Origin of the sequence: Cochlodiniinecator piscidefendens, assembly GCF_011326755.1 — a bacterium.
Classification (GTDB): domain Bacteria; phylum Pseudomonadota; class Alphaproteobacteria; order Rhodobacterales; family Rhodobacteraceae; genus Cochlodiniinecator; species Cochlodiniinecator piscidefendens.
Window position 1 is genome coordinate 1 of the sequence record NZ_JAAOIE010000001.1, and the last position, 26248, is coordinate 26248.

At 47.8% G+C, this 26248-nt stretch carries 24 protein-coding genes and 13 pseudogenes; 18 read left to right on the forward strand and 19 right to left on the reverse strand.

The window, feature by feature from the left end:
- Positions 1-259 precede the first annotated feature (259 nt).
- Positions 260-451, forward strand: a pseudogene (locus tag G9C99_RS00005) (IS3 family transposase); the annotation flags it as partial.
- A gap of 463 nt (positions 452-914) precedes the next feature.
- Here the strand turns inward: G9C99_RS00005 and G9C99_RS00010 are convergent.
- A pseudogene (locus G9C99_RS00010) lies at positions 915-1229 on the reverse strand (integrase core domain-containing protein); the annotation flags it as partial.
- 220 nt (positions 1230-1449) lie between these two features.
- Between G9C99_RS00010 and G9C99_RS18660 the strand changes: the two are divergent.
- Complete coding sequence (locus tag G9C99_RS18660) at positions 1450-1707, forward strand: transposase family protein (RefSeq protein ID WP_166415424.1); 258 nt, start codon at positions 1450-1452, stop codon at positions 1705-1707.
- A 30-nt stretch (positions 1708-1737) separates the two neighbouring features.
- Entirely contained in the window at positions 1738-2031 is a 294-nt protein-coding gene (locus tag G9C99_RS18665) for an integrase core domain-containing protein (RefSeq protein ID WP_407925998.1), read from the forward strand.
- On the opposite strand, the pseudogene tnpB (G9C99_RS00025) reads toward G9C99_RS18665, so the two are convergent.
- Positions 1930-2241 (reverse strand): annotated as a pseudogene (gene tnpB / locus G9C99_RS00025) (IS66 family insertion sequence element accessory protein TnpB). The gene G9C99_RS18665 and the pseudogene tnpB (G9C99_RS00025) overlap by 102 nt on opposite strands.
- 95 nt (positions 2242-2336) lie before the next feature.
- Between tnpB (G9C99_RS00025) and G9C99_RS00030 the strand changes: the two are divergent.
- From G9C99_RS00030 to G9C99_RS00045, 4 genes and pseudogenes are all read left to right on the forward strand, one after another.
- Positions 2337-3359 carry a hypothetical protein gene (locus tag G9C99_RS00030; protein WP_166415425.1) on the forward strand — a complete coding sequence of 341 codons (1023 nt, stop codon included), beginning with the start codon at positions 2337-2339 and terminating at the stop codon, positions 3357-3359.
- Positions 3360-3489: 130 nt separating this feature from the next.
- Positions 3490-4260: a sulfotransferase family 2 domain-containing protein gene (locus G9C99_RS00035; protein ID WP_166415426.1), complete on the forward strand. Its 771-nt coding sequence runs from the start codon at positions 3490-3492 to the stop codon at positions 4258-4260.
- 157 nt (positions 4261-4417) lie between these two features.
- Positions 4418-5015: pseudogene (locus G9C99_RS00040) on the forward strand (integrase core domain-containing protein).
- A gap of 45 nt (positions 5016-5060) precedes the next feature.
- Positions 5061-5297, forward strand: a pseudogene (locus G9C99_RS00045) (IS3 family transposase); the annotation flags it as partial.
- A gap of 15 nt (positions 5298-5312) precedes the next feature.
- Here G9C99_RS00045 and G9C99_RS00050 read toward each other — a convergent pair.
- The 5 genes and pseudogenes from G9C99_RS00050 to G9C99_RS00070 form a co-directional block, all read right to left on the reverse strand.
- Complete coding sequence (locus tag G9C99_RS00050; RefSeq protein WP_166415427.1) at positions 5313-5675, reverse strand: hypothetical protein; 363 nt, start codon at positions 5673-5675, stop codon at positions 5313-5315.
- Positions 5676-5786: 111 nt separating this feature from the next.
- Positions 5787-6584 (reverse strand): GAF domain-containing protein, encoded by a 798-nt coding sequence (locus tag G9C99_RS00055; RefSeq protein WP_166415428.1) that lies wholly within the window; start codon positions 6582-6584, stop codon positions 5787-5789.
- A gap of 400 nt (positions 6585-6984) precedes the next feature.
- Positions 6985-7194 (reverse strand): annotated as a pseudogene (locus tag G9C99_RS00060) (IS3 family transposase); the annotation flags it as partial.
- Between the two features lie 60 nt (positions 7195-7254).
- Positions 7255-8118 (reverse strand): annotated as a pseudogene (locus G9C99_RS00065) (transposase); the annotation flags it as partial.
- Between the two features lie 46 nt (positions 8119-8164).
- Positions 8165-8968 (reverse strand): annotated as a pseudogene (locus G9C99_RS00070) (IS3 family transposase); the annotation flags it as partial.
- Positions 8969-9322: 354 nt separating this feature from the next.
- Between G9C99_RS00070 and G9C99_RS00075 the strand changes: the two are divergent.
- Positions 9323-11203, forward strand: coding sequence for a calcium-binding protein (locus G9C99_RS00075; protein WP_166415430.1), 1881 nt, complete (start codon positions 9323-9325; stop codon positions 11201-11203).
- Positions 11204-11244: 41 nt separating this feature from the next.
- Positions 11245-11844, forward strand: a complete 600-nt coding sequence (locus tag G9C99_RS00080) for a calcium-binding protein (RefSeq protein WP_166415431.1) — start codon at positions 11245-11247, stop codon at positions 11842-11844.
- A 50-nt stretch (positions 11845-11894) separates the two neighbouring features.
- Here the strand turns inward: G9C99_RS00080 and G9C99_RS00085 are convergent.
- Positions 11895-12116, reverse strand: a pseudogene (locus G9C99_RS00085) (integrase core domain-containing protein); the annotation flags it as partial.
- A 170-nt stretch (positions 12117-12286) separates the two neighbouring features.
- On the opposite strand from G9C99_RS00085, the gene G9C99_RS00090 reads away from it, so the two are divergent.
- Together G9C99_RS00090 and G9C99_RS00095 are read left to right on the forward strand one after the other, a co-directional pair.
- Entirely contained in the window at positions 12287-12466 is a 180-nt protein-coding gene (locus tag G9C99_RS00090) for a hypothetical protein (protein WP_166415432.1), read from the forward strand.
- 3 nt (positions 12467-12469) lie between these two features.
- Positions 12470-12655 (forward strand): annotated as a pseudogene (locus tag G9C99_RS00095) (IS3 family transposase); the annotation flags it as partial.
- A gap of 14 nt (positions 12656-12669) precedes the next feature.
- On the opposite strand, the gene G9C99_RS00100 reads toward G9C99_RS00095, so the two are convergent.
- From G9C99_RS00100 to tnpA, 4 genes are read right to left on the reverse strand one after another with little or no spacing between them, the layout of a single operon-like run.
- Complete coding sequence (locus G9C99_RS00100; protein ID WP_166415434.1) at positions 12670-12966, reverse strand: hypothetical protein; 297 nt, start codon at positions 12964-12966, stop codon at positions 12670-12672.
- Positions 12966-14579, reverse strand: coding sequence for an IS66 family transposase (gene tnpC / locus G9C99_RS00105; protein WP_166415435.1), 1614 nt, complete (start codon positions 14577-14579; stop codon positions 12966-12968). Before tnpC ends, G9C99_RS00100 begins: the two co-directional genes overlap by 1 nt.
- A gap of 60 nt (positions 14580-14639) precedes the next feature.
- Positions 14640-14987 carry an IS66 family insertion sequence element accessory protein TnpB gene (gene tnpB, locus G9C99_RS00110; RefSeq protein ID WP_331459951.1) on the reverse strand — a complete coding sequence of 116 codons (348 nt, stop codon included), beginning with the start codon at positions 14985-14987 and terminating at the stop codon, positions 14640-14642.
- Positions 14984-15352 (reverse strand): IS66-like element accessory protein TnpA, encoded by a 369-nt coding sequence (tnpA, locus tag G9C99_RS00115; RefSeq protein ID WP_166415437.1) that lies wholly within the window; start codon positions 15350-15352, stop codon positions 14984-14986. The genes tnpB (G9C99_RS00110) and tnpA overlap by 4 nt, the downstream gene beginning before the upstream one ends.
- A 99-nt stretch (positions 15353-15451) precedes the next feature.
- Here tnpA and G9C99_RS00120 point away from each other — a divergent pair.
- Positions 15452-15943, forward strand: a pseudogene (locus tag G9C99_RS00120) (IS3 family transposase); the annotation flags it as partial.
- An 86-nt stretch (positions 15944-16029) separates the two neighbouring features.
- On the opposite strand, the gene G9C99_RS00125 reads toward G9C99_RS00120, so the two are convergent.
- Positions 16030-16863: a hypothetical protein gene (locus G9C99_RS00125; protein ID WP_166415439.1), complete on the reverse strand. Its 834-nt coding sequence runs from the start codon at positions 16861-16863 to the stop codon at positions 16030-16032.
- Between the two features lie 6 nt (positions 16864-16869).
- Positions 16870-17175 carry a hypothetical protein gene (locus G9C99_RS00130; RefSeq protein WP_166415440.1) on the reverse strand — a complete coding sequence of 102 codons (306 nt, stop codon included), beginning with the start codon at positions 17173-17175 and terminating at the stop codon, positions 16870-16872.
- Between the two features lie 272 nt (positions 17176-17447).
- Here G9C99_RS00130 and G9C99_RS00135 point away from each other — a divergent pair.
- Both G9C99_RS00135 and G9C99_RS00140 read left to right on the forward strand, forming a co-directional pair.
- A pseudogene (locus G9C99_RS00135) lies at positions 17448-18045 on the forward strand (transposase).
- Positions 17961-18491 carry an N-acetylmuramidase domain-containing protein gene (locus G9C99_RS00140; RefSeq protein WP_166415441.1) on the forward strand — a complete coding sequence of 177 codons (531 nt, stop codon included), beginning with the start codon at positions 17961-17963 and terminating at the stop codon, positions 18489-18491. The pseudogene G9C99_RS00135 and the gene G9C99_RS00140 overlap by 85 nt, the downstream one beginning before the upstream one ends.
- Before the next feature lie 322 nt (positions 18492-18813).
- Here G9C99_RS00140 and G9C99_RS00145 read toward each other — a convergent pair whose 3' ends face one another.
- Positions 18814-20079 carry a site-specific integrase gene (locus G9C99_RS00145; protein WP_166415442.1) on the reverse strand — a complete coding sequence of 422 codons (1266 nt, stop codon included), beginning with the start codon at positions 20077-20079 and terminating at the stop codon, positions 18814-18816.
- Between the two features lie 573 nt (positions 20080-20652).
- Here G9C99_RS00145 and G9C99_RS00150 point away from each other — a divergent pair.
- From G9C99_RS00150 to G9C99_RS00165, 4 genes are all read left to right on the forward strand, one after another.
- Positions 20653-21339, forward strand: coding sequence for a DUF4145 domain-containing protein (locus tag G9C99_RS00150; protein ID WP_166415443.1), 687 nt, complete (start codon positions 20653-20655; stop codon positions 21337-21339).
- A gap of 47 nt (positions 21340-21386) precedes the next feature.
- The gene (locus G9C99_RS00155) at positions 21387-21584 is read left to right on the forward strand and encodes a hypothetical protein (RefSeq protein ID WP_166415444.1); all 198 of its coding nucleotides are present in this window, start codon (positions 21387-21389) and stop codon (positions 21582-21584) included.
- 178 nt (positions 21585-21762) lie between these two features.
- Positions 21763-22554: a HipA family kinase gene (locus G9C99_RS00160; protein ID WP_166415445.1), complete on the forward strand. Its 792-nt coding sequence runs from the start codon at positions 21763-21765 to the stop codon at positions 22552-22554.
- Positions 22551-23426 carry a DUF3037 domain-containing protein gene (locus G9C99_RS00165; protein WP_166415446.1) on the forward strand — a complete coding sequence of 292 codons (876 nt, stop codon included), beginning with the start codon at positions 22551-22553 and terminating at the stop codon, positions 23424-23426. Before G9C99_RS00160 ends, G9C99_RS00165 begins: the two co-directional genes overlap by 4 nt.
- A gap of 230 nt (positions 23427-23656) precedes the next feature.
- Here G9C99_RS00165 and G9C99_RS00170 read toward each other — a convergent pair whose 3' ends face one another.
- The 4 genes and pseudogenes from G9C99_RS00170 to G9C99_RS00185 all read right to left on the reverse strand — a co-directional run.
- Positions 23657-24274: an HNH endonuclease gene (locus G9C99_RS00170; protein ID WP_166415447.1), complete on the reverse strand. Its 618-nt coding sequence runs from the start codon at positions 24272-24274 to the stop codon at positions 23657-23659.
- Positions 24271-24510: a hypothetical protein gene (locus tag G9C99_RS00175; RefSeq protein ID WP_166415448.1), complete on the reverse strand. Its 240-nt coding sequence runs from the start codon at positions 24508-24510 to the stop codon at positions 24271-24273. Before G9C99_RS00175 ends, G9C99_RS00170 begins: the two co-directional genes overlap by 4 nt.
- 34 nt (positions 24511-24544) lie before the next feature.
- Positions 24545-24751, reverse strand: a complete 207-nt coding sequence (locus G9C99_RS00180) for a hypothetical protein (RefSeq protein ID WP_166415449.1) — start codon at positions 24749-24751, stop codon at positions 24545-24547.
- A gap of 276 nt (positions 24752-25027) precedes the next feature.
- Positions 25028-26248 (reverse strand): annotated as a pseudogene (locus G9C99_RS00185) (hypothetical protein); the annotation flags it as partial.

Below are 26248 nucleotides of genomic sequence, written 5' to 3' on the forward strand. Positions count from 1 at the left end.
GGGCAACGTCGTGATGGTACTCTTCGTCATGTGGCATATCCTTTTCTCTTCGAGAATTGCGGCGCGTGAACAACGCCATGATATGCCGCCCCTCAGGGGCCATCACCAACTTTTAGCTATATCTCTACAAACATTGGGGAGTAGCTCAGAGTAATGCCTGAAACGCTGCATGGTCCACGAAATCTGCAGCCAGCTTTTTGTGCCGAAGTCAGCTAAAATCGCCGGTTGACGAATATAGGAGCTTCAATACAGTTGCAGAAGTTTTTTCAACCTGCTCAAACGCGAACACATACGCCGTCGCAATTACAAAACCCGTGAGCAAGCCAGAAAAAACATCTTCGACTACATCGAAATGTTCTATAACTCGAAACGCAAACATGCCAGAAACGAGATGCTGTCGCCCGTTGAATTCGAAAACAGACAGCAAAACGCGAGCCAAGAAGGTGTCTAGGAAGCTAGGGGTTATTTAAACAGGGTGGTCACTATTTCATTCGCTCGTCGAAGAGTATTGGGGATCAGCGCATCGACGACCACATGAAACGGCACGAATAGGGGACAAATTCAGTTCTATACCTAGCTGCCACAGCTACAGCAGTCTCTGCAGGCATTTCTCAGTTTCCGGCTGGCTAACACCATCACTTCCATCTAATAAAGATAACATCAGTGCTTTGTCGGAAATAATGCTATCAAGTGATGTTTCTAAGTGTTGTAATTTGTTAACTTTACAGTACTGCTGCAAATCCAATAATACCTCGAATACCCATTTGTGCGGACACATGTTGCTCTCCGTGTTCTGTTCTCTTCATTTTGGCCAGACAAATGTTTAATATATATTAACTCTACAAAATATTTTCGAAATTGTTGCACGTGCCCCCAACCTTGGACTATCTGGGTCTAGATGCTTCCGGCTTTGATCAGGTTGGTGGATCGGTATCACCGTCTGATTTTATAAACATGGTTGGTGACTTATTTCCAATCGAGCTGTGAGGTCGTTCTTCGTTATAATATCTACGCCAACACTCCAATTTTTCGGCCGCATCTGCAAGGCTTAAGAGCCAATGTGCGTTCAAACACTCTTGCCGGAATTTTCCGTTGAACGCCTCAATGAATGCATTGTTGGTCGGTTTCTCTGGTCTGCTGAAGTCCAATATGACCCCGCGATGGTACGCCTACAGATCCATATCACGTGAGATAAATTCCGGCCCATTATCGACACGAATGGTCTTCGGTCCGATACCTATCGCGTCGAAGTGATGATGCTGAACTGAGAGATGCCATCGAGTGGGTTTCGAGAGAACGGCGACGGTTTGGCTACGGCGGTGTTCACGTGATGATCGCGCGAGAAGGCTTCGAGGTGAACCATAAAAGGTCAGGCGTATCTATCGCGAGGAAAAGCTGCAGGTGCGGCGCAGAGGCAGCAGGCAGCGCACATTGGGCACAAGAAAGCCGATGGCGCTGCCGGATGGGCCAAACCAACGCTGGAGTCTGAATTTTATGTCTGATGTGCTGATGGATGTTCGCCGCTTCCGCATCTTAGCCGTCGTGGATGATTACAGCCGAGAGAATCTAGTGCTTGTTGCGGACACATCACTGTCTGGCGGCCGTGTTGTCCGTGAGTTGGATCAGATCATCGCTGAACATGGCATGCCAAAGACGATTGGGTCGGATAATCGAACCGAGCTCACCAGAATGGCAATCCTCAAATGAGTTCAGGATACAGGCATTGATTGAGATTACATTGCGCCAGGCAAGCCTCAGCAGAACGGTTTCATCGAAAGCTTCAGTGGCAAACTGAGAGATGAATGCTTGAACGAAACAATGTTCGGCACATTGCGGGATGCACGACAAACGCTGGAACAATGGCGGGAGGGGAATCCCACGTGTGTAATCCTAGCGGATTTATCCTGCCTTGAGCGGTGTCCAACTGGGCTACGGCACACGCCACTCAATCCATTCCAACAGCATTGCCAGCTGGGCGGCGGTCAGGGGTGCCTTTTTCGCCGATGGCCACAGGAATCGACCCTTCTCTAGGCGTTTGCTGAACAGGTACGCGCCCCAGCCATTCCACCAGATGATCTTGATCAGATCACCGCGCCTGCCACGGAAGACGAACAGGTGCTCTGCAAACGGATCCTGCTTCAGCGTTTACTCCGTCAGCGCCGCAAGAGTCGTGAACCCACGCCACATGTCGATCACACCAGCAGCCTGCCAGAGGCGCGTATTCGCCCGGACAGGGGTCATGCAGGCAAACCTCGGTGAGCTGAGCCAATACTTCGAGATCGTAGCTACCAACATTTAATACTTCCAGCCTACTTTTCAGCGTAATCTGATTTGCTATGTTTGAATATTCAAAAAATCGCAGGTATGATTTTGGTAACAAACCCATTGAACTGCCGTTAAAAAAGGAAACCTGGTTGAGCCACAAAGATTTATCAATGATATCAAACGCATCAATGTTTTTAGAAAACATCCTGTCATCCAAACCTGAGGTGTTTGATTTCAGAATTTATAGTGCCCTTAAGTGTACAAAAAAAAGTTGGGTTTTTGATGCTTCAATCAATGACAGTAAAGTCGTAATCAAGCGTTTTTTTTGTGCTAATCCAGTTCGAACTGTCGAAACACTTAAGAAGGAATTGGATTTTTCAATGCAAATTTTAGGCAACGGTACCTATCAAGTAAACCGTTGTTTAATGGCATGGCCGGATAATGGGATGGTGGTATTGAGCCACGCACCGGGGTTACGTTTAGGAGATAAAATAGCAAAATCACAACGCGGTCAACGTAGGCGTATATTAAAACAAAGCGGAGAATGGCTAAGGCACTATACCGCTCCGCGGCAAAGATTAACTCACTTCAATCACAAATTCTGGATCAAAAAACTCGAAGCAAGAAGCCTAAGGAATATTGCTACAGTTTCTGATCTAAGAATGATATCTGATCTAAAATACTGTCTTCATGTGCAAAAAGAAAGGGTAAACTACTGCTCAGTGGTCCATGCAGCAACGCATGGGGATTTTGTGGGGATCAATGCTCATTATCATGCTGGTGTGATTTATGGCGTCGATATCCAAGGAGAGACCTGGCTCCCGCTAGCAAAGGAAGTAGCCCGCTTTTTGGTGTGGCAGCAGATACACGATCCGACAGATGTTGATAATTATCGATACGGTATTTCACGCCCAGATTTTGAAGCATTTCTATCAGGTGGAATACTCACAGGAGGGGACAGAAGTGTAATATTGCCATTTCTAATTGGCGTTGAATTGCATGGGAGGTTCATCGAGAGCTTTTCATCTTATGGGAAACGTGACAACATTAAAACTGCGATTAGAGCTTACCTTTCTATGAATTGGTCTTTTTAAAAATAGCTATGAATAAGCTTTCCATGGGTCAACATTATATTAAAATTACTTAGCGTTTTCAAACAATACCTTGAGCGTTAGATGCCGATAGAATAGAGGTTTTCAAGTAAAACAGGATGAGGGCTAAGGTATGGGTTCGGATAATACGAATAGGTTATTCACCATTGAAAAATTGCCGATACGCTATTTGGTCATACCCAAATGCGCATGCACATATGTAAAAAATGTAATGTGGAGTATGCAAAACGGTTTAACTCATAATACCCCATTGCGAATACACGATAGTGATTCTGTTTTTTTACGTGCCAGTAATTTTGGCTTGACCACCGATGAGATCGCTAACGAGGAGTTTGCATTCACTGTCTTGCGCAATCCAATTGATAGATTTTACTCACTCTATACAGATAAAGTAATTGGCCGAGGAAGGGAGAAATTCGTTCCGTTGCGCGCGAATCTTATAAAAGGTGGCTATTTCATAGAGAACCCAAACTCCATTGTTGAACATCAAAAAAACTGCGAAATTCTCATTGGTTGGATCGCTGAAAATCTGGAAGGTGGCACCTCGCTGCGTAGTGATTCACATTGGACACCTCAATCTTATCGAAATAATATAATACGAGAATTTAAACTCAAAGTGTTACTTGTTAATGATTTGCGCGATCAGTTAAATATTCTGTTGCGCACTCTCGATCCCAATATCGATAGAATTCTATTGTCTGGCGAAAAAAACAGATCGGTAAAAAGCTTTAAGCAATCACAGATTATTGACAAAAAATTACGAAAAAAAATTAATTTGTTATATTCGGATGATAGGGAAATGTTTTTGAAAGCAAAAGAAATGTGGACTAAATTGAAGATGGAAAATATTGACTATACTGATGTTCCAAGATTGTATGAGTAGTCTCAACTCCTGTATACGACAGTTGTGTGGATGAGGGTGCTGATTTGTGATTTTTGGTAAAATTCTTCAGTTTGGAATGGAGCCTCTGGTAATCCCCCCCCAATTAGTGGTGTTCACAAGTAGAATTTTCTCGGCATGATATCTGAGGAGATTTTTGATGAAGAACGGACGATTTAGCGACGCGCAAATCATGGGTGTTTTGAAGCAAGCTGAGAGCGGTATGCCGGTTTCTGAGCTGTGCCAGGAGCATGGTATGAGCAGCGCCAGTTTCTACAAATGGCGCGCGAAGTTCGGCGGTATGGATGCGTCTATGGTGTCGCAGATGAAAGCGATGGCGGATGAGAACCGCCGTCTGAAGCGGATGTATGCTGAGATGAGCATGCAGAATGACTTGCTGAAGGAAGCCTTGGAAAAAAGCGGTAAGGTCATCTCAACGACGAGAGATGGCCGTGAGGGCAGTCGAGACCATTCGCGTCGACAACGGCCCCGAATATGTCAGTGGGCTTTTGAAAGCATGGGCTGAGACGCACGGCATTCACATTGAATACATCCAGCCAGGAAAGCCTCAACAGAACGCCTATATCGAGCGTTACAATCGCTCGGTGCGCCACGAATGGCTGGATCAGAACATCTTTGAAACGATACAGGAGGCACAGGATCAGGCCACAAAATGGCTCTGGACTTACAACAACGACCGGCCCAGCATGGCCATCGGCGGCATCACACCCGCTATGAAACTAAAAATGGCCGCGTAGTTCTACAAGCGGACCCCATTAAAAATGGGGGGATTACCACAACACTCGATGAGCAGGCGCGGAAATTGTCATGATAACGCGGTTGCAGAAAGCTTCTTCAACCTGCTCAAACGTGAGCGCATTCGTCGTCGGGCTTACAAAACACGTGAACAAGCCAGACAAGACATCTTCGACTACATCGAAATGTTCTATAACCCGAAACGTAAACATGCGAGGAATGGGATGTTGTCGCCCATCGACTTCGAAAACAGACAACAAAATATGAAACAAGAAGGTGTCTAGGAAACTAGGGGCTATTCACTCCTCTAATTCATCTCCTACAGTGTTGACAAAAAACGGCTCATCTGAGGCCCAAAACTCGCAAATTTCTTTTGCGCAGACCCTTGAGCGGCCTAGTTGCTCTAAAGCATATAAATCTGCGCTCAACATCGCGGCTGCAACATAAATATTGCTAGGGAGTGTTTCTTCAAATTTGTCTTTTGGCATCCACTGACACATATTCGAGGCAATCGATACCAGTGAGAAGACAATTTCCAGACCCGTCGCACAGGGGAATTCCTCCACGACCTTTACGATTGCTTGCTTGGGATTGAACCGTTCACCCAATAAGAGGCAGATCAGATACTGCTCCAAATTATCTGTGTTGTTTTTAGCTGACATGCTCTCTAGACATATTTTTTCAACGAGACATTACAGGGTTTCCCCTTAATATAAAGGTGAATCGTATCGTAACGCTGGTGTGCAGAGAACTACCTAAAACAGCTGTTTGAACTAAACCTGCCAGCGGCTAAGAACCAAATCATTGCAAACTACTTCACATGAAACGCTGGCACTAATGTTACCAAGGTGCTGATGTTTGACCAAAACATCGGTCTGAAAATTGCTGTGCTCAGCAGTAAACACTTGAGAGAGCAACCCGTCCAACTCCACTTTTTCAACAGAGTCAATAGCTTGAAGTGAAATTCCGTTTTTCTCATCATAGTTGGCATTGGAGAATAAAAGCCTCCCTCCACGAGAAAAAATACAAATTGTTTCTGTTGCAATATGAGATAGCGCACTAACAACGGAATCTACTTGAAGCAAAGTTTCTGCTAGTTCAATTTGTTCAGCTTTAACCAAAGGCAACTCAATCTTATCTGATGCAAATTGAGCGATCTCACTCAAAAAATCAACTTCACATTCTTTCCATTTTCGAGGCGTGTCTGTGATCGCACATGCTGCGCCTACAACTTTTGAACCAATTTTCAGTGGTACACCCAGATAGCCGGCAATTCCAAAAGCCTTAACCGTTAGTGTATCTTTTAACCAATACTCACGTGATGCGTCTTCTATCGCGAGAACTTGCGTAGCCTGTATAGTATGCTGGCAAACAGTGTCTTTCGCGGGAAGTGACCTTGAACCTTCTGGAGGAGTTGAGTGACCTACAGCGGTCAACATGGCACCGTCGCTTATGCTTATCAGAGCGCTTTTACATCCAAGTTTTGCTACTATCGATTGAGCCAATACATCAAACTGGCGATGTCCAAACCTAAGCTCCGCGTCTGGACGCAACAAATTGATAAGCCCCATAGAATTTAACCTTCTGCTAACTTCTGCCGACAGATGTCAATACGCTCATCAGCAGGATGACTTGCCAAAAATCAACTCTTAACAAACTAAAACACTAAAGAAAGTCACTGCCACTCAACCATAGAGTAGTTTGACTTGTCATCACTTAAGAGTGATATTTTACCTTTATTGAAATAGGTGTCTTTTTAGTCACAAAAGCGTTTCATCACATCTGATAGCGTCGATTTGCTCAAAAACGGATCTGAACAAACCACGCCTCTGGCGAAACCTTCTGCGGTTCCCAACGCCGCCGCGATAACCTCAGAGCAAAACCAGCGCGCAAGATCGTGATTACCCAAGGGCTGCAATTGAGATGGCAAATCTGGACCTGTCACGCTTTAGTGCCGACCCAAGTGCTTGTTTAAGCCACCTTTTGTTCGAAAGCAACCGGGCTTTTCCAGCCGAATGCAAAGTGTCGGCGTCGCGGATTATAGAACCCGTTGATGTATTCGAAGATCGCCATCTCGGCCTGCCGCCGCGTTTCCCATGACCGCCGCCAGATCAGTTCAGCTTTGATGGTCTTGAAGAAGGTCTCGACTGCCGCATTGAAGTAACAATTGCCCTTGCCAGAGGTATGCCCGAAAGTTGGTGACGGCGTGATCAGGCGGCTTGGTTAAGTTGTTTGATCCCGTCTTTGAATGCAATCCCCTGGGTGATCGCTAATCATCAGCGCATCCGCAAGGAAGGGTCTGCCACGATTTCGGGCGCGTTCACAGGGTAACCGCAATGCGCGGCCAGAGCGCAGGCAGGCTGAGAGTTCTCGCTTCAATGCCCCTCGGCCTTGAATATAAAGTGCCTGGTAAATGGCTTCGTGACTAATCCGCATTGTTGTGTCCTCAGGAAAGTCTACTTTCAGACGCTGCGCAATCTGCTCTGGGCTCCAGGCTGAAGACCAGCGCCGGCTTTGACGATGAACGGCACGACGTCCTTTCCATACCACAACTGGACCATCGAAAGCGATGCCGTCAGGTGTCGCGATGAGACCCGAGAGCCGATCCTGTACATAGTCGCGAAGGGCTGAATTACCCATCAACTTACTGGGTTTGGGGCGCCTTGCCGCACGATCTGCGTGCCATTGGGCTGTGATAGCACGATAGTCAAAATCACCACCACGCGTTGCAGAATTGCGCCTGATCTCCCGAGAGATTGTGCTGGGTGCTCGCGATATCTTACGCGCGATTGCGCGGATCCCTGTTCCTCGCGCGCATTCCAAAGCAATTTCTTCACGCTCAGAGAATGTCAGACTTCGGCGCGTTAGGGCAGTGGCCGAGGGTGAAAGATGTGTGGGAGGCATTCCGCCAGAACTCCTAAACCACCGGTTTCCAACAGGACCAGAAACGCCCGCTTTGATGGCAGAGACCTCACTGGAATGACCAGCGGCAACGCTCCGCCAGAATCGGCACAGATGCTCACGTTGCCAGACCGGTGGCCTACCTGGCGAATTCAATTTGTCTCTTGTCGAGCGTTCGGACTTTCGTTTGCCTGTCTTGGTCATATACACCTCCTAATATGGGGTGTTGCGACGACCGGTTGAATCCGCCTTGCGACCCGCGATCTGTGTGATGGATGCAGCCTTTGGGCGGAGATCTGAACGCGATAGCCATGTTCAGCGCCCGGATCGCAAGATCGCGTTTCATTCGATTGCTGACTGCCCAACCGATAACGCGCCGGGAGTGCAGATCCAGGATCACGGCCAGATACAACCAGCCTTCGCGCGTCGATACATAGCTGACATCACCTGCCCATTTCTGGTTGGCTTGGTCAGCAATAAAGTTACGATCCAACAAGTTCGGCGCAATGTTGAACTTTTGATCTCTGTCCGTCGTCACTTTGTGTTTGCGAGTTCTAACCACAGATATACCATTCTGGCGCATCAATCTGCCCACTCGGCGGTGGCCGACATTCAGACCAATCCCCCTTCAGCTCTTCGGTCATGCGTGGCCTGCCATAACAGCCCAGGCTGAGACGGGACTGTTCCTTGATGTGCGCCAGTGTAACCAGATCAGACCGCTGTCTGCGACTGGCTGGGCGGCTGCGGAATGCACCTAAGCCGCAGGGGCTGACAGCCATTATACGACACATCAGATCAATGGAAAATACGGAACGGTGTTCTTCGATGAACTTAAACCTCACGGCTTTTGGCTCGCAAAGAACACCGTGGCCTTTTTTAGTACCTCCCCTGCCTCCTTCGAAACCACGTTCGTGTCTCGATGTACTGTGATCCATTTGTTCAGCGTCGACGCGCCGGCACCCAGATCATCAGCCACCTGCTTACGCGTAAGCCCACTGGTCAGCGCGTTCCGCACCGCGTCTTGGCGGAATTCGTCCATCCGTTTCAGTCTCATAGTCAGTCTCCTTTGGTGCGGTAATTGCTATCAAAGAAGCGGCATCAAACCGCGACAGGTCCACTGTTACCTGACAATGGTTTGGAACAAACCATGAGGGGCAACGACACGACGAGAGTAACGGGAACTGCTGGGATAACCTAACATGCCGATCGGTCAAATTCAGAGCGTCAACTTATGTATTTTCAGACTGATGATTTAACTTAGATTCAGGTTAGAGCGAAAATTTACTATTTATTTAAATAATTGTTTTTAAATAAAATTTTATACCTTCACCTTGAAAAAAACACAATCTTTTCTCAGCCAAAGTGACTTTGATTCGTACTGTTTTCAAAGGCACGAATGGAGGTGGAAATGGATGTTTCATTTGAAATGGGCGATTTGGGTAGCCAGACAATCAGCCAGCAGCATTTTGGGTTAAATTATGTGTTTCAATTTGAACGTATCGGTGATCAGCCTTGGGAAAAATTTGATGAAATAGTACAGCAGATGGATATCAGTCAGGTTAGGTACCCTGGAGGTACGGCCGCAGAAACCATCTTCAATTTATTAGAACCGAACAACTCTGAGTTTATCGAAGAAGATGGTTCTGTAACCCAGATAATGCCTCTGAACCGGTTTCTAAACTTTTGTCAACGAAGTGACATTAGGCCAACAATAATAGTGCCCACTAAAGTGATGCTTACAGGAGATTATTACGACGGGCACCGCGAATTTGAAGCATCTTGGCGAGTAGATATTTTTAATTTTATTTCCGATATTCTAAATGACAGCTTTCCTGTTGGGATTGATAAAATAGAGATTGGAAATGAATACGAATCTCATATGACTTCTCGAGAATATGGACGCGTAGCAAGTGAAGTAGTGGCGATTGCGCAAGAAGCAATAGACGCATTCATTGCTACCCACAATTTGAGTGGAGATTGGGTAGAACCATCAATCGCCGTTCAAGTTTGGACGGAGAGTGTTCATGGTGGAGTTAGTTTGGAAGAACTCTCTGAACGCAATAGTATTGTGATGTCGGAATTTGATGCCGAAGGTTTATCATCTGTCGATAGCGTCGTTAGTCACCTATATTACAGTGAAGGGCGTCATTTAGGCGACGATAACCAGCACTCTTACGATAATATAAGTGGGGTGGTTGCTTCATCAATAGCATTAATGAATTCTTGGGCAGAAATACCCAACACTAACATAGAAATTGGGTATTCAGAGTGGAACGTCCTTCATCGGTCTTTTGAAAATTTTGGTATGAAACAAATTTCAACTGTATTGTCTTTATTCCAAGAATTTTTATTAAATGGTGTTTCTGAGTTAGATTTTTGGTCGGCTCAATATCACCCGACGAGTTTAGCATTCGCCAATGGGAATTCCACCGTAATGGGGGAGGTGTTTGAGTTTATGACAGACGAACTTGTCGGGTTAAGACCTGTTGACCTAAATGTTGACACATCAGATCTAGATATTTTTGGCTTTCAAAGTGAAGAAAGCTTCGTTTTGTTTTCAACGTCGAGAGTAGAAAGCGAATTTATCTTTAATGTAAATATCAACGAAGTATTAGACAACTTTCAACTGGTGAGTGCTGTAGAATTTGGAGTTGACACTACAAATGCAGACGGAACCTATCGTGGATACTCCAACTTACTCACATTTGAAGAGCCTGATTTACCCCCCGTGATTACGAACCTTAATATAACCGAGATATTATCGGAAGATGATTTTATTTTTGAATACGACCCATATGGCGTTGTCGCACTTATTTTTGAGCCGCGGCCTACCTTCGAGAACATGCAAGTACTATTAGGCGATAGTGCGAATAACACTTTGGTTGGCAACACTCAAAATGCCTCATTTTCAGGACTGGATGGAAATGATATCTTGAGAGCTGGTTCAGCCGCAAATTCTATGAAAGGGGGAGCGGGTGCTGATTGTTTTGTTTTTGATAATATGGGGACTGACAACATCATCCACGATTTTGAGGTAGGAATTGATAAATTGGATCTCAGTGGATTTTCCTCAGGGAATCGAGGGTTTCACATTTCCGTGAATGAGCAAGGTTTTGATAAAACTCTGAGAACAGTTGATGATCCAATATTGGAAGACATGTTTTTTTCAATCGAACAAGTAGGTGAAAGTAGCCACGTAATCGGTAGAATAGGAGAAGAAATGGTATTCATGATCGAAATGGAAAACATTGATCTGACGAACCTTACACTCGATGATTTTGTTTTTTAGATTCAGGTGAGGAAATATGCTATCTGTAATGGGAGACAAATATGATCGAATTACTTGTATTGCTCGGCGTAGCGTTCCTTGGTTCGAGTTTCGTGAATGACGCCTCGGATGAAGAACTTTCGGATGACGTAAATTTGAGTGATGACGGCACCGAAGAAGGACAGGCTTATTCAACCTACCACGAAGGCAGCGAGACGGTAGAAGCCGGGGCTGGAGATGATATAATCACAGGATATTATTTGCATAGTGTTCCGGGGGATATCACCTTCATCGGAGAAGATTTTGACTCAGATTACATAGATGGTGGTAGTGGTGACGATATCATAAAGCTCGCGTCCGCTGACCGCGGAGTTGGAGGAACAGGCAATGATACATTCATCATTAGCTCTCAAATAGAAGATGGCGAGGTTGCGCAAATATTAGATTTTTCTTCAGGAGAAGACATTATTTGTATTGAGTTCCCTTCACAAATGAACGACGAAAATTTAACAACGATTCAACCCGAAGAAATTGAAGTGGATATTGTAAACTCCGAAGATGGTTCGAACAGTACAATAGTGATAAATGGAAAACCTATCGCGAATGTGTTCGGTGATGCGATATTGTCTGCTGCCTCGATTGAGTTGATTTTCCAAGAATAAGATTGGACCTGTGGTAATCCCCCCATTTTTAATGGGGTCCGCTTGTAGAACTACGCGGCCATTTTTAGTTTCATAGCGGGTGTGATGCCGCCGATGGCCATGCTGGGCCGGTCGTTGTTGTAAGTCCAGAGCCATTTTGTGGCCTGATCCTGTGCCTCCTGTATCGTTTCAAAGATGTTCTGATCCAGCCATTCGTGGCGCACCGAGCGATTGTAACGCTCGATATAGGCGTTCTGTTGAGGCTTTCCTGGCTGGATGTATTCAATGTGAATGCTGAGCTACCCCCCGAAATTCGGACACTGACGTAAGCTACGATTTGTTGTCTGCTGGTCTTCGACGAAGAGCAGGTGAAGGAACTGCACGCGAAGATCGGGGAGCTGGCCGTGGCCAACGATTTTTTGTCCAGAAAGCTCAAACCGTGGACCGGCAAGTGAGGCGCGAGATGGTTGAGCCGACCAATCCGGACCTGCCCATCGGCAAGCAATGCAAGCTGCTGTCGATCTCACGGTCGTCATTCTATTACACGCCCAAAGGCGAGACGGCGCTGAATCTCGCGCTGATGCGTCAAATCGATGCGCAGTTCCTAGAAACGCCGTTCTTTGGCGTGCGGCAGATGACCTGACATCTACGCAACGAAGGCCATCTGGTGAACGAGAAACGCATACGCCGCCTGATGCGGCTGATGGACCTCATGCCGATCTATCAAAAGCCCAACACCAGCAAGGCGGCGAAGGGGCATAAAACCTATCCCTACTTGTTGCGAGGCTTGCGGGTGACCCGGCCCAATCAGGTCTGGGCCGCAGACATCACGTAACCGCTCCATTGTTACCGCGGTGATTGCGCCTTGATCCGGGTCACAAGGTCGACGTCATCGACGAAGTCATCAAGGAACTCATGCCAGGTTTTTGTGGTTATACGCGCGTCGCGGATCATGTCCTTCAGTTCCGCGATGCCATCGTCGGTCAGTGCGGTGACGGTTTCGTCAGCGCCAGCATAGACGCTGACGATGTTGCCATAGGTCAAGTTATCTTCGTTGGAGATGATCGCTTCGAGAAGCTCAACATCCTCGCCCAGCATTCTGGCGACGTAGTCGACGGTGCAGACATGGGTCACCGCAGCCATCAGGCGACCTCAGAATGGGCAGCATTCAGCGGTGTCCAATTCCACGGTAGTAACTCATCCAGCCGGTTGATCTTGTGGTCGTGGATGCGGTCGAGAGTGTCGGCGAGGTATGCTTGCGGGTCGAGGCCGTTGAGCTTGGCAGTCTCGATGATGGTCATCGCACGTGCCAGAGTTTCAGCGCCTGTGTCAGCACCTGCAAATAGCCAATTTTTCCTGCCGATCCCAATCGGACGCAGTGCGCGCTCGGCTGGGTTGTTGTCGATGGCCACACGGCCGTCAGTCAGAAACAGGCTGAAGGCTCCCTGCCGACTGAGGCCATAGCGGAACGCCTTGGCCAGATCGCTCTTGCCCGGAATGCGCAGGATCTGTTGTTCGGACCAAGCAAAGAAGGCCTCGACCTTTGGCTGGCTCAGCTTTTGACGCGCAGCGTAGCGGACGTCAGCAGACTGGCCGTTGATGTCACGCTCGACATCATAGAGCTTGCCGATCCGATCAAGCGCCTCGCGGGCAATCTCGGATTTTGTCGAGGTCCAAAAGTCATGGAAGTCACGCCGCAGGTGTGCCCAACAGGCGGCTTCGCGTAAGCGCGGCGGGCCACCCGGTTCGGGTTCATAAAGCTTGGTATACCCCTTGTAGCCGTCCGCTTGCAGAATGCCGTGGGCGTCGGCCAGATGGCCGAGAACATGCTCTTCTTTCCAATTCGGGGCGAACTGATAGACAGCCCCGGGTGGTGAAGTTCCTGCCCATGGACGTTGGTCTCGCACATAGGCCCAGATTCGGCCTTGCTTGACCCCTTTGCCAAGCCCTTTGTCGCGTCTTGACCGATCCAGCACACGGATTGGGGTATCATCCGCGTGCAGCAAATCGCTGCCCATGATGTCAGCCTCAATCCTCTCGATCAGTGGCGACAGGGTTTTCATCGCACGGCCGCACCAGCCGACCAGCGTGCTTTCGGGAATGTCGGCCCCCATACGCCCAAATATCTCGTGCTGGCGATACAAGGGAAGGTGATCGTCGAACTTCGAGACCAAAACATGGGCCAACAAGTTCGGGCCCGCCATGCTGCCGGGGATCGGACGGCTTGGCGCGGGCTCCTGCACCATCTTTTCGCAACGACGGCAGGACTTCTTGATCCGGGCGATCTGCACAACCTTCATCTGCGCGGCTATCATGTCGAGAAGTTCGCTGACATCCTCACCCACGACACGTAAATTGCCACCACAGTCAGGACAGCAGATGCCGGGATCAAGCTCCCGCCGTTCACGCAAGGTCGCATCAGACACACGCGGGCGGCGGCGCAAAGCGGGAGCAGAAGTCTCATCAGCCGCTGGTTCGTCCTGCCCTTCATCGATCGGCGCATCATCGTCTTCTGCCACCGCAACCAGCAGGTCTTCCAGCGCCAGTTCAAGCTGTTCGATCTCGCGCTCAATCTTTTCCGAGGATTTGCCGAAAGCCAGTTTCTGCAACTTGGCGATCCGCAAGCGAAGCGCCTGAACCAGCTGATCATGGACCCGCAGCGTGGCCGAGATCTTAGCGTTTTCAGCCTGCAGTTCCGCAATCATCGCCTTCAATATAGCGGGATCATTAGAGAGGTTTTCAGCAGATTTCGACATGCGCCTGACTACCAAAAAACAGGCGGAAGTACCATATAAATAACGTCTATACTGAGTAAATCACCCCACGCGCGCGGGCGGCACGCCCCAATCCGGACGCCGCCAATCGATCCCTTCCCAAAGCATCGCAAGCTGGGCAGAAGTCAGACGGGCAGAGCCATCTTTGGCGCTCGGCCATGGAAATCGGCCGCGTTCCAGCACTTTATAATACAGGCAGAACCCTTGGCCATCCCAGTAAAGCAATTTCATCCGATCACCTCGCCGCCCACGGAAAGCGAACACCGCACCACCCGTCGGCTTCTGGCGCAGCACATCCTGGGTCAGAGCGGAAAGACCCGCGATGCCCTTCCTCATATCCGTAACCTCACAAGCCAGATAAACCCGAACCCCAGTTCCCGGGCCAATCACGCCGCGTCTACCGCTTTGATCAATCGCGTCAGCGCCGCCTCATCGATGCAACTATCGAACCGAAGACAGCGCCCGCCCTGCAAGCGAAGCTCAAGCGGCACAGCGGGAGCAGACTTCGGCTCGGGCGCTACAACTTCCGCAACCTCGAAATCGACGGGCAGAAAAACCGGGCCCGCGCCCGGCGGCCACAACCCCTTATTCTTCAACTCATGCCGCCATCGGTAAATCTGCTGCCGGGTCACATCGCATCGATGCGCCACATGCGTGACCGTCGCCCCATCTATCCCGACAGAGGAAACGATCGCCAGCTTATCATCATCATTCCAGCGTCGCCGCCGCTCAACACCTAAAACCTCACCGCGCATGACACCCTCCGCATAAGACACGTCACTAACGACGTCGCTATACACGTGTCTTAACGCATCACGCCAAAATCAGGCAGGCGGTGCCAATCGCGCGGTTACGACATCACCTATCTGCCAATGCGTAAGGGGTTCTTGTACCTGGTGGCGATTATGGACTGGCACACCTGCAAGGTGCTCGCCTGGCGTATCTCAAACACGCTGGAGGCTGACTTCTGCGTCGAAGCGCTGAACGAGGCGATCCACGAGTTCGGCCCGCCTGAGATCATTAACACCGACCAAGGCTCGCAGTTCACGTCCTTTGCCTGGACCGACCGGCTGCGGCGATCAGGTGTCCGTATCTCGATGGACGGCAAGGGTCGGTTCCTCGACAACATCTTCGTCGAGCGGCTGTGGCGATCCCTGAAATACGAGTGTGTTTACCTGCATGCCTGGGAAATCGGATCAGAGGCAAAAGCCGGGGTCGGAAAGTGGATCGAGTTCTACAACTGCAAACGCCCTCATTCCGCCCTTGGCGGCAGACCCCCAGCTGTGGTCTATTGGCTGCGAAAAGACGAAACCCAAACCGATCAGCAGGAGCAAAGAGTAGCTTAAGTTACGCCGTACCCTGTCCAAACATTGGGGAGTAGCTCAGTGTCTAGGAAGCTAGAGGCTATTCAGGTTACAAAAAAGCTTAATAATCAAAAAAACGACGCCACGCCTTCTAATTCACCAATCAAAACTAAATCGTCAGCATAACTGTCAATCAAAAAGTCCACCAAGTCAGCGTCAAAAGCGAACGCTGTTCCCATAGAGTACAAATTGCTATCCTTTGAGAATTTATCAATTAAGTTTTTGTAAATTTCTAAATTTTGAGAAGGAAGCTTTTTACATTCTATAAGTTTATTGTAGCGAGCTTTTCCTCGCCAATTTAAAAATTTTGGGAAAAGATGTTCTATCGATACTGTTGAGCATTCTCTGCAATCCAGAACTTCGGCTAAAATGTGATTGAGATTAAGAGGTATAGCAGTAGTAGATATGACTGAAATTTTTGTTTCGCCAGAAACTTCAATTATTCCTAAAAGCAATTCATACCAAGAAGCTTCTTTCAGACTATCTACGGGCGTCGAGCGTACCTCGTATATGAATGTTTCATTGGTGAATTGATGAAAAAAACTAACTAGGTTTCGTACTTCAAATAAGAATTCAATGTGGTGATCTTTGAATATCTGGTTAAGTAGAAAAATTTTTTGCTCGGCTTCGATAAAAAGTTCACCATCCTTCATAGTTTCTGCAGGTGAGGAAAGAAAAAATTCATTTGAAAAAATCAATGTTTTCACACCCAAATATTTTGAGAGACGACGGATAACTGCATCGCTTTGCCCCAAACGTATTTCCGCGAATAAATTAGTTGTCTCTTCATCAGACGCTAGCGTTATCGAATTTCTATCGAATATCCGTTGGTGCTGCTCGGCAAACGTAGAAAGAGCCGAACGCAATTCTCCCTTAGGTCCAAGATGAAACACAATACGCATATTCTTCTATTCGCCTTGATTGGACTGGGTCTGTTCCGAAATTATTTCTTCAGCACGTTGTGCGGTTTCCGATGCCAAATAAAAATAGTCCAAAGCTTTAAAATGAAGCTTTAAAATTTCTTGAAAATCTTCAAAGCTGGTGATTTCAGGGTGTCTTAAACGCTCAACAGAAAGATTTAATATAGTTAACAAGAGAGGTGAGTATTCATTTAAATCGCTTAATAACATCTGTAACTCGTCTGAGTTTTGATACCCAGAAAAATATATTGCGATGCTTTCGTCTTTTTGAGTGAAGGAGGATTGAATTTTCATTTATCTACTCAGGCAGGAAATTTCTTACATTATACCATACAATAATTTTACAGGAAATAACTATGCTCAATTTAGTCGTAAATACTGACCTGTGGCCCAAGTTCCGTCCAGCTTGCGCGGAGTCCTTTGGTTTAAATGCACGTGCCCCCAACCTTGGACCATCTGGGTCTAGATGCTTCCGGCTTTGATCGGATTGGTGGGCTGGTAATCCCCCCCAATTAGTGGTGTTCACAAGTAGAATTTTCTCGGCATGATATCTGAGGAGATTTTTGATGAAGAACGGACGATTTAGCGACGCGCAAATCATGGGTATTTTGAAGCAAGCTGAGAGCGGTATGCCGGTTTCTGAGCTGTGCCGGGAGCATGGTATGAGCAGCGCCAGTTTCTACAAATGGCGCGCGAAGTTCGGCGGTATGGATGCGTTTATGGTGTCGCAGATGAAAGCGATGGCGGATGAGAACCGCCGTCTGAAGCGGATGTATGCTGAGATGAGCATGCAGAATGACTTGCTGAAGGAAGCCTTGGAAAAAAGCGGTAAGGTCATCTCAACGACGAGAGGTGGCCGTGAGGGCAGTCGAGATCATTCGCGTCGACAACGGCCCCGAATATGTCAGTGGGCTTTTGAAAGCATGGGCTGAGACGCACGGCATTCACATTGAATACATCCAGCCAGGAAAGCCTCAACAGAACGCCTATATCGAGCGTTACAATCGCTCGGTGCGCCACGAATGGCTGGATCAGAACATCTTTGAAACGATACAGGAGGCACAGGATCAGGCCACAAAATGGCTCTGGACTTACAACAACGACCGGCCCAGCATGGCCATCGGCGGCATCACACCCGCTATGAAGCTAAAAATGGCCGCGTAGTTCTACAAGCGGACCCCATTAAAAATGGGGGGATTACCCGGATAGGCGCAAAAATCGGGGTTGGTGAAGATGAAATTCACGCCGTCCTCGATGTGGAAACGCGGGGCGGTGGCTTTGATAGTCAGGGCCGCCCAAAGATGCTGTTTGAGCCACATGTCTTTTACCGCGAATTGTCGGGTGCAGAGAATGCGGAAGCAGTCAATGCGGGACTAGCCTATCTCAAGTGGGGGAAGAGAAAATATCCGCGCGATAGTTATTCCCGTCTGCAAAAGGCCATGGAAATCAACCCTGAAGCGGCCTTGCGTTCAGCGTCTTGGGGGCTTGGTCAAATAATGGGCTTTTGCTTCGTAAATTGTTATTCACAACCTCAAACAGCTCAAATTTCTAATGGATGGCCAGCACGAATAATTGGCCACCCATTAGACCTCAGACTATTAGCGGCATGATTTTAGCTGCTGCAAGTTTTCCATCAATGGCAGTGAAGAGGCTGAGAGCCAGCGTGACAGCATTGACCTTGTGGAGATGACTTTCGGCATCCTCCACTATGCTCAATGTATCCTGATGCGCCTGCTATGCCGTTTGTGTTGCTGTCGGAAAATGCCGTCGTGGTCCCTAGACCGAGTAAAAAAACAGAAGCGATCAATGCTCTTTGCATAATGTGATTCCCTTAGGTGAATAGTTACTAACAGAAATTACTTATGCGTGTAGCGGGTCGTGGGCAATATAATTGTTTTTCCAAATGTTAGCTTTGGGGATTTTGGCTTTACCCTAAAGCGCTATCTGTAGAACGCACTCATGCGCTTTCTTGAGTGAGGCACCTTTTCCGTACCGCTCTCGCTTTAAGCTGTGGCCCATTAAGTCAGCCTTGATGCGCTCTTCGATCCCCGCGTCTGTCATTCGATCCTCAAAACTGTGGCGTAGGCTATACATCGAATGCTTAGATGTTTCGCGCAACTTGTTCTCGATCAGGAACTTTCTAACAGTGTTGGTTAGCGAGGAGCTGTTGGCGTATCTTGGGAAGCCGTTAGGGCACTCGCGAAAAGCCGCCAAGCTGACGCCAGCAAGAGGTATGACGCGCCTTGCGTTTTGTGTTTTCAGTTGCCGCCCAACCGGTTCAATAGAGATGAACGGAATCTTCCCCTCAAGCTTAATCTGCGCGCCAGTTAAGACCTCAGCTTCACTTGGGCGGTACCCTGTGTTGACCATGCCCAACAGAATACATCGTGCCTCAGTATTGAGGCCGGAAAGTGCGTCAGGTGCCAGTAGTTTTTCGGTGATCCACTTGGTTGAAAAACGAGGGCGTTGGCTCTTCTCTCTCTGGCTAAAGGCAAGGTCAGAAAGAGGCAGTACCAGGCCAAGCCGCTTTTTCTTGTTTACGGTTTTGAGGATCGATCCAATATGGGAAAGATCTTTATTAGCGCTGTTAGGGGTGAGACCTTCACTTTCGATCTTCTCCAGCCACCAATCGCAGAAATCCAGCATGTCGTCGCCGCTTATGTCTTCGATGGGCTTATCGCCAATTGTGTTGATCAGATTTTTGATAGCTTTGATGTGAGGGTTTCGCCATCTTCGAAGCTGATCATCGCTTTTGCCGACATTCTTATGCGCGGCCATTGGCCAATATAACTCCAAGGCGCGGCTGATCGTTATTGCGGGTTTTTCCGTAACACCCAGAAGCGCTTTTGCTTCCACAATGTCAGCTTTCCCTTTGTTGTCGTGTGCAGCATCGATCCGCTCAATAAACTCGGGCAGGGGGAGAGCAGCGACGGCAGGGGCGTCCAAAAACCTAAACCCTTTCGACTTCGCGATCCGGTTTGCTGCCTCAAAAGATTTTTCCGCGTCGGTGGTGTCTCCAGCAAGCCGAGCCTCCCAGCCTTCCACGAGTTTTTGCCAAACACCTACTGCCTTTTTGCGTGCATCTTCCTCGCTATCGGTTTTAAGTGCGACATGGATAAGCCGCCGCTTTTCGACGTCATGGTAGAGCGTTGGCGTGCGCCGTATGAGATGGAATAATTTTCCGCGTTTTTGAATCATGGGGTAAATTTGGTTAATTTCTAAACAGATTTCAATTGTGACGTGTATAGCAAAACGTATAGCAAAAAGTATAGCAAAAAACTGTGTTAACTTTGGATTTCTGGTGCTGATTTGTTTAATTTTGTTATTTATAACAGTATGTTAAGTTTGTTTTGGTTTGGTTAAAGTAAAGGACTGTCTGTCCGCCACCACCATGGCATCCAATCTAAAAATCGTTGATTTACAGTGCTTTATGGCGATCTTTAGAGCGGCTGTTTTTTGCGATGTAGCGCAAAATGTAGCACAAAAACGAACTACGTTTTGATAGGTGTTAAGTTTCCCGTAGAGATTGAAGTGCGCGAGGCTGTTTATCGAATCTCGATGCGTGTTTTTTGAGACATCCACCTCCTCAAACTCCCAACAATGTTTCTTCAACAACGATCCGCACGCAGCGGGACCAAATCTATTTTTAGTGGCGATGCGAGACTTTCATTCGATCATAAGTTGTAATTTGCCGATTTACTTAATACGGTGATTGGATCGCCTTTGTAGATTTGGGTGGCATGTAGTACAAAATTTTGGTCGTGAGATTTGATGGAAAGTGAATTTGAAGCCGGACACTGTCACAAATGCGGATCTAAACACGCAAGTGTCGTAAAAAATCATACTGAATCATTCTCTGATTCCGACGGATTTGTGAGTATAAGTTATAAGATATTAATGTGTGGGGGTTGTGGAGCATTCTATTTTAAATCCTCGGAGGTAAATTCAGAAGATTACGCATATGTCTACAATGAGGATGTAGATGATGATGTGCTTGAATATAATAAATCTAATTGCTACTGGCCTCCAGCTTTGAAGTACGCGCCACCCCATTGGAATTTTGATATCTGGCTTGTAGATTCAATTCTGAGTGCGCTTATTGATGATGTTTATACGGCTCTAAACAATGATTTGGGTGTTCTCGCTGCAATTGGTATGCGGACGGTTTTTGATCGTGCTTCGGAGTTACTAAAAATTGATCCCAACGAAAATTTTAAAAACAAACTAGCTCTCTTGAAGAAGGCTGAACATGTAACCGCTAAAGACGTCAAAACGTTAGGGATTTTGATCGATGCGGGTAGTGCAGCAGCGCATCGTGGATGGAGACCTTCGGCTCGGCAATTGGACGCGATGATGACAATTCTGGAAGCGTTTTTACAACGGGCCTTTGTATTAAACGAAATTGGCGAGGAGTTGGAAAAATCTGTTCCGAAAAAAGGGGTTAAAGCCTCTATTTAATAGGTCGAATTTTGCTCAACAACTTATTGTCTGAAAGGAAAAAACATATGGCCAGTTTCGAATCTGTTAACCAAGCTCTCGTAGACGAAAAATTGGTCACAATAAAGAAAGGCATGCATAAAGGTGAATGTGGAAAAGTAGTACGAATTCGCTTAAATTTATCCGAAGTGGACAATGATCACGTAGAAATTGACGTTGGCGGTGGAGAAACTGTGACGGTTGGTGTGCGTGATATTTCAATCTAGACTGGTAAACGTAATTACGGGCGCTTATCTTCTCAAACTCCCATCAACGTTTCTTCAAAAACGATCTTCACACGGCGCGACCTTATGTGAACTGAGCACAGAATAGGTAATTTATACTTGATTTCTGCCACTGCTAGCCATTACCAGTATGGTTGTATTTTAAGGCTAAAAACAACAAATGATTGAACGCGCGCAAGCTGTAGAGTTTATTAGACCTGCCGATAATGGAAGAACAGGGCCTCTTATTTTGACATGTGAAACGTTGTCGGGTGAGATGGTCGAATTGTTTTGCAAGTTTTCAGCTGGATGCGATCAGGGCGTGATAAATCTTGCTAGAGAGGCCGTCGCAGCGTGCTTAGCTCGGGATCTAGAATTACCAGTTCCGATACCATACTTTGTAGAGATTGCCCCTGAATTCAGCGGCATTGTTACAAATTTAGATGCTGCGCAACGCATAACAAGGAGTGTACCGCTAGCTTTCGGTTCGACACGGTCCAATCAATTTGCAGTTTGGGCAAGTGGGAATCCAATCTCTAATTCGCTACAACCTACCGCAGCAGCATCATTAGTATTTGATGGTATTATCCAAAACCCCGACAGACGCATAGATAACCCAAACTGTTTGGTTAAAGGGGATGAGATACGCCTGATCGATCATGAACTCGCGTTTGCTCACAAAATGATACTGTTGTGGAGTGCCCCGTGGGTCGTTGGTGGATTGCAAAATCTCGCCGATGGAGATGCACGTCACATATTTTTTGACCAACTGTCCAATAAAGATATAGACTGGGATGGAATAAAAAAATCGTGGAAGGACTTGCCTGACGCACGATTGGAAGAGTATGAACGCGCGATTCCACTTGAATGGGGCGGTGCCTCCGGCAGTGTAAAGGATGCGTTAAATCTTATTCGCGATGCTCGTGACAACATAGATGGGTGTATAGATGAAGTTCGGAGGATACTCGCATGACGTCAAAAAAGCCGTATAGCTACGTAGTGCTGCGTTATGTTCACGACATCATCACTGGTGAATTTGTTAATGTTGGCGTGTTGTTGGTCTCCCCAAATGATAGACGTATTTTTTCTAAAACCCGCAAAACCATCGGACGTATCAAGAAGGTATTTCCAGATTTAGACAAAATGTCGTTCGTGACCACGATGAAGTCCTTCGATACAGGTGTTCGCAAGGTTCAAAAACTTGCCGCCACCGAAGGATTGTTTGCCGATCAGAAAAATGCTGGGTCGTATGCTTCGCAAATTCTACCGTTTGATGACAGCTCCCTTAGGTGGACTGCGGCCAGCGGTGGATTGACTTCTGATATCGAGAAAACCTTTGATCGCTTGTATGAACGTCATGTCGGTAGGTATGATATAGCTTCGCCTGCTCGAAAGTCAGATGAGGACGTGTGGCGGCCAGTTAGGGATATGTTAGCTGAGCGAGAAATTCCGCTTCGCCTTGAAAGTAAGATTGTCAACGGTGATAGCGATAGCATTGAATTTACCAGAGCTTGGAAAAACGGATCCTGGCATGTGTATGAACCGCTTACGCTTGATTTAACTGATGCTGATGGAATTAAAGATAAAGCTCGGCGTTGGCGTGGGCACCTGTCAGCTGTCGCTGACGGCGCGTCAGAGCAAGTTCACCTGAACTTTCTTCTTGGCAAGCCGGATAGTCTTTCACTCCGTGATGCCTATGCCAGTGCGATCGAGATTCTTAAGGGGTCTCCGTTTAAGCCTAAAATTTATGAAGAAAGTGATCTCATCGAACTTGTGAATGAGATTGAAGATGAATTTAGAGAGCACCAACAATCCCTGGGGGTGGATAGGGCGAGTACTCCATGACAGCGCCTCACCTCAAACTCCCATAAATGTTTCTTCAACAACGATCCTCACGCAGCGCGACCAAAGACGGGCGATTGCGTGAGGGTGTTTGTTTAGTCTCCGTGCGCGGAGATATGCCTTACGGGTTTTATTGGGGACCATCGACCAGTGCTTTGAGCAAATGGCCTCTGTGTCTCCGGGTTTGACCTCGGCGGAGCGGCCACATCCTGGGGCGATGCAGTTCAGTCGGGTCACGACGTCCGCGCCTTATGCTCCAGCTTGGTGATAGCCATGATGATTGGCTTTACCGCGGGTTCAGCGGCGTCATAGTTACGACCGAAACGTCCAGTTAACCGCGGGAGCAGCGCGCGTGGGATGGCTTCCCAATTTGACGGGTCTGTGTTGGTTTTATCGCCATCCTTGCACTTGAGGCACATGCCTTCGGCCAGAGGCCCATTTGCCTGTTCCCAGAGATACTTGTGCTTGAGTACATACCGCCGTTCAAAGCCAGTATGAGGGTTTGTCTCCTTAATACTGATTTCGACATATCCACCTTTGGCGAGACGCTCGTGGCCTTCATATTTGGTGTTATGTGGGCGTTGGCCCTTCTTGAACTGAGTTTTCGCGCTGGCGGCGTTGAAAGGCATGTTCTTGCCGGTGTTCCATGGCTTTTGACCAGGAGAAAAACAGCCGGTGCGGCCAGTTTTCCAGCCTTTACGTTTACATAAGCCGTTGTAGTTTTTGAGCGATACGTCAGCACGACTAAACAGCTTACAAAACTCTGCATGAGAGTCCTGGCGTATGTCTTCTTTGTGCGCCTCAATCCACTCGAGCTCTTCGGAGCTATATTTGATCCACCGGCCCCTCATTCTGATTTGCCTCCGATGAGGGGAAGATGGGGAAGAACTTGCGCGCCGTGTTCTGCGAAAACCTTAGCTGCTTTCAATTGCAGATCCGCATTTTTTGAAACCTGGTCGGAGATAGACACGATTGCGTTGGCGCGCTTAACCTCCTGCTCCAGCTGCTCGGGCGTCAGGCTTTCGCTGGACATGCGGTTGAGTTGCTCAAATAGGTGGTTGTTCAATTCTGTCAGATTGTTGCTCATAGTACTTCCTCAAATTTTTGATTGTAACGGGCGGTCATTCGGCTTGCAGCTCGAGGTCAGACACATGCCAAGGGCGGTCTTCCCCGTTTCCGAGCATTGTCTTGCGGATGGCGTTCAGAGAGTTTCTGTCGTAATCAAGGTTTTGCAAGATTTCGCCGGGGATCTCATCGCGGTGGTCACGACCAATTTCAAGCGCTGCATCCATCATTGCGATCATCGCGACCACTTCTTCATATTCCATCACACGTCCTCCATATTATCGACATTGCGCAGGTGCGGGGTGAACTCTACGGCAGCCACCCAAGGGTTATCATCCCATGCTGTGGGACCGTACGGTCAAGGTTCAGTTCATTCCCGATTGTCACAATCTTGATTTTTAGAGCTGGATAAAGAGATTGCTGAAAATTGAAACAGGCGCTCAATTGAGCGCCTGTTTGGCTGTCTTAATCGGGTTATTAGTTAACATGAGGCGCATACATCTCTTGTATTTCTCACAGAAAACGTTCCATTTTTCCCTCTACGCGATCAGAAAGTCATCATAGGTATATGTGCTGCCATCGGCAAACTCGAACTCTTCGATATGTTCGCCCATAAAGGCGATGCGCAACTCGCCAGACTCCGTGCCATTGTCCCACAGCATCCGCAGAGCGACTTGATCGCCACCGTAAGCATACTGCGAATAATCAACCGTACCAAATGTGAAGTCGCTGAGATTTAGATCGTCAAACACAACGCGGTCCATGGTGCCCGTAGTCGCGGATTCCGCATAATTGCTGATATACACGATACCATGCTCTTGAGAATATTCGTAGGTGTCATTTCCGCTCTGGCCATAGAGGTACTGCCAATCGTTTGCATGCGCACCTGCGTTTAAGATGTCATCACCTGCTTGACCAATTAAGCTGTCGTTTCCTGCGCCTCCCAGAAGATAATCAGAGCCTGCGCTACCAGTTAGCTGTCCACCCGCCGAGCCCGCCATTTGAATACTGTTCAATACAGTTCCATCAGCAAACTCGAACTCTTCGATATGTTCGCCCATATAAGCAATACGCAACTCGCCTGTCTCGGTTCCATTGTCCCACAGCATCCGTAGGGCAACCTGGTTGCCGAGATTGGAGGCTTGCGAATAATCGAATGTTCCGAAAGTGAAGTCGCTGAAGTTCAGATCCTCAAACACAACACGATCCATGGTGCCTGAAGTCGCGGATTCCGCATGGTGGCTTATATACACCAATCCCTGATCGCTGACGTATTGGTAAGTGTCGTTGCCACTTTGGCCGTAGAGCACTTGTAAACCACCGGTATCGGTTCCAGCGATCAGAACATCGTCCCCATCACGACCAATGAGGCTGCCATTGCCAATGCTGCCCACAAGCAGGTCATCGTTATCGCTACCTGTCAATGCTCCGCCTGCAACATCTGCAATCTGAATGTTGGACACTGTCGTCCCATCAGCAAACTCGAACTCTTCGATATGTTCGCCCATAAAGGCGATGCGCAACTCGCCAGACTCCGTGCCATTGTCCCACAGCATCCGCAGAGCGACTTGATCGCCACCGTAAGCATACTGCGAATAATCAACCGTACCAAATGTGAAGTCGCTGAGATTTAGGTCGTCAAACACAACGCGGTCCATGGTGCCCGTAGTCGCGGATTCCGCATAATTGCTGATATACACGATACCATGCTCTTGAGAATATTCGTAGGTGTCATTTCCGCTCTGGCCATAGAGGTACTG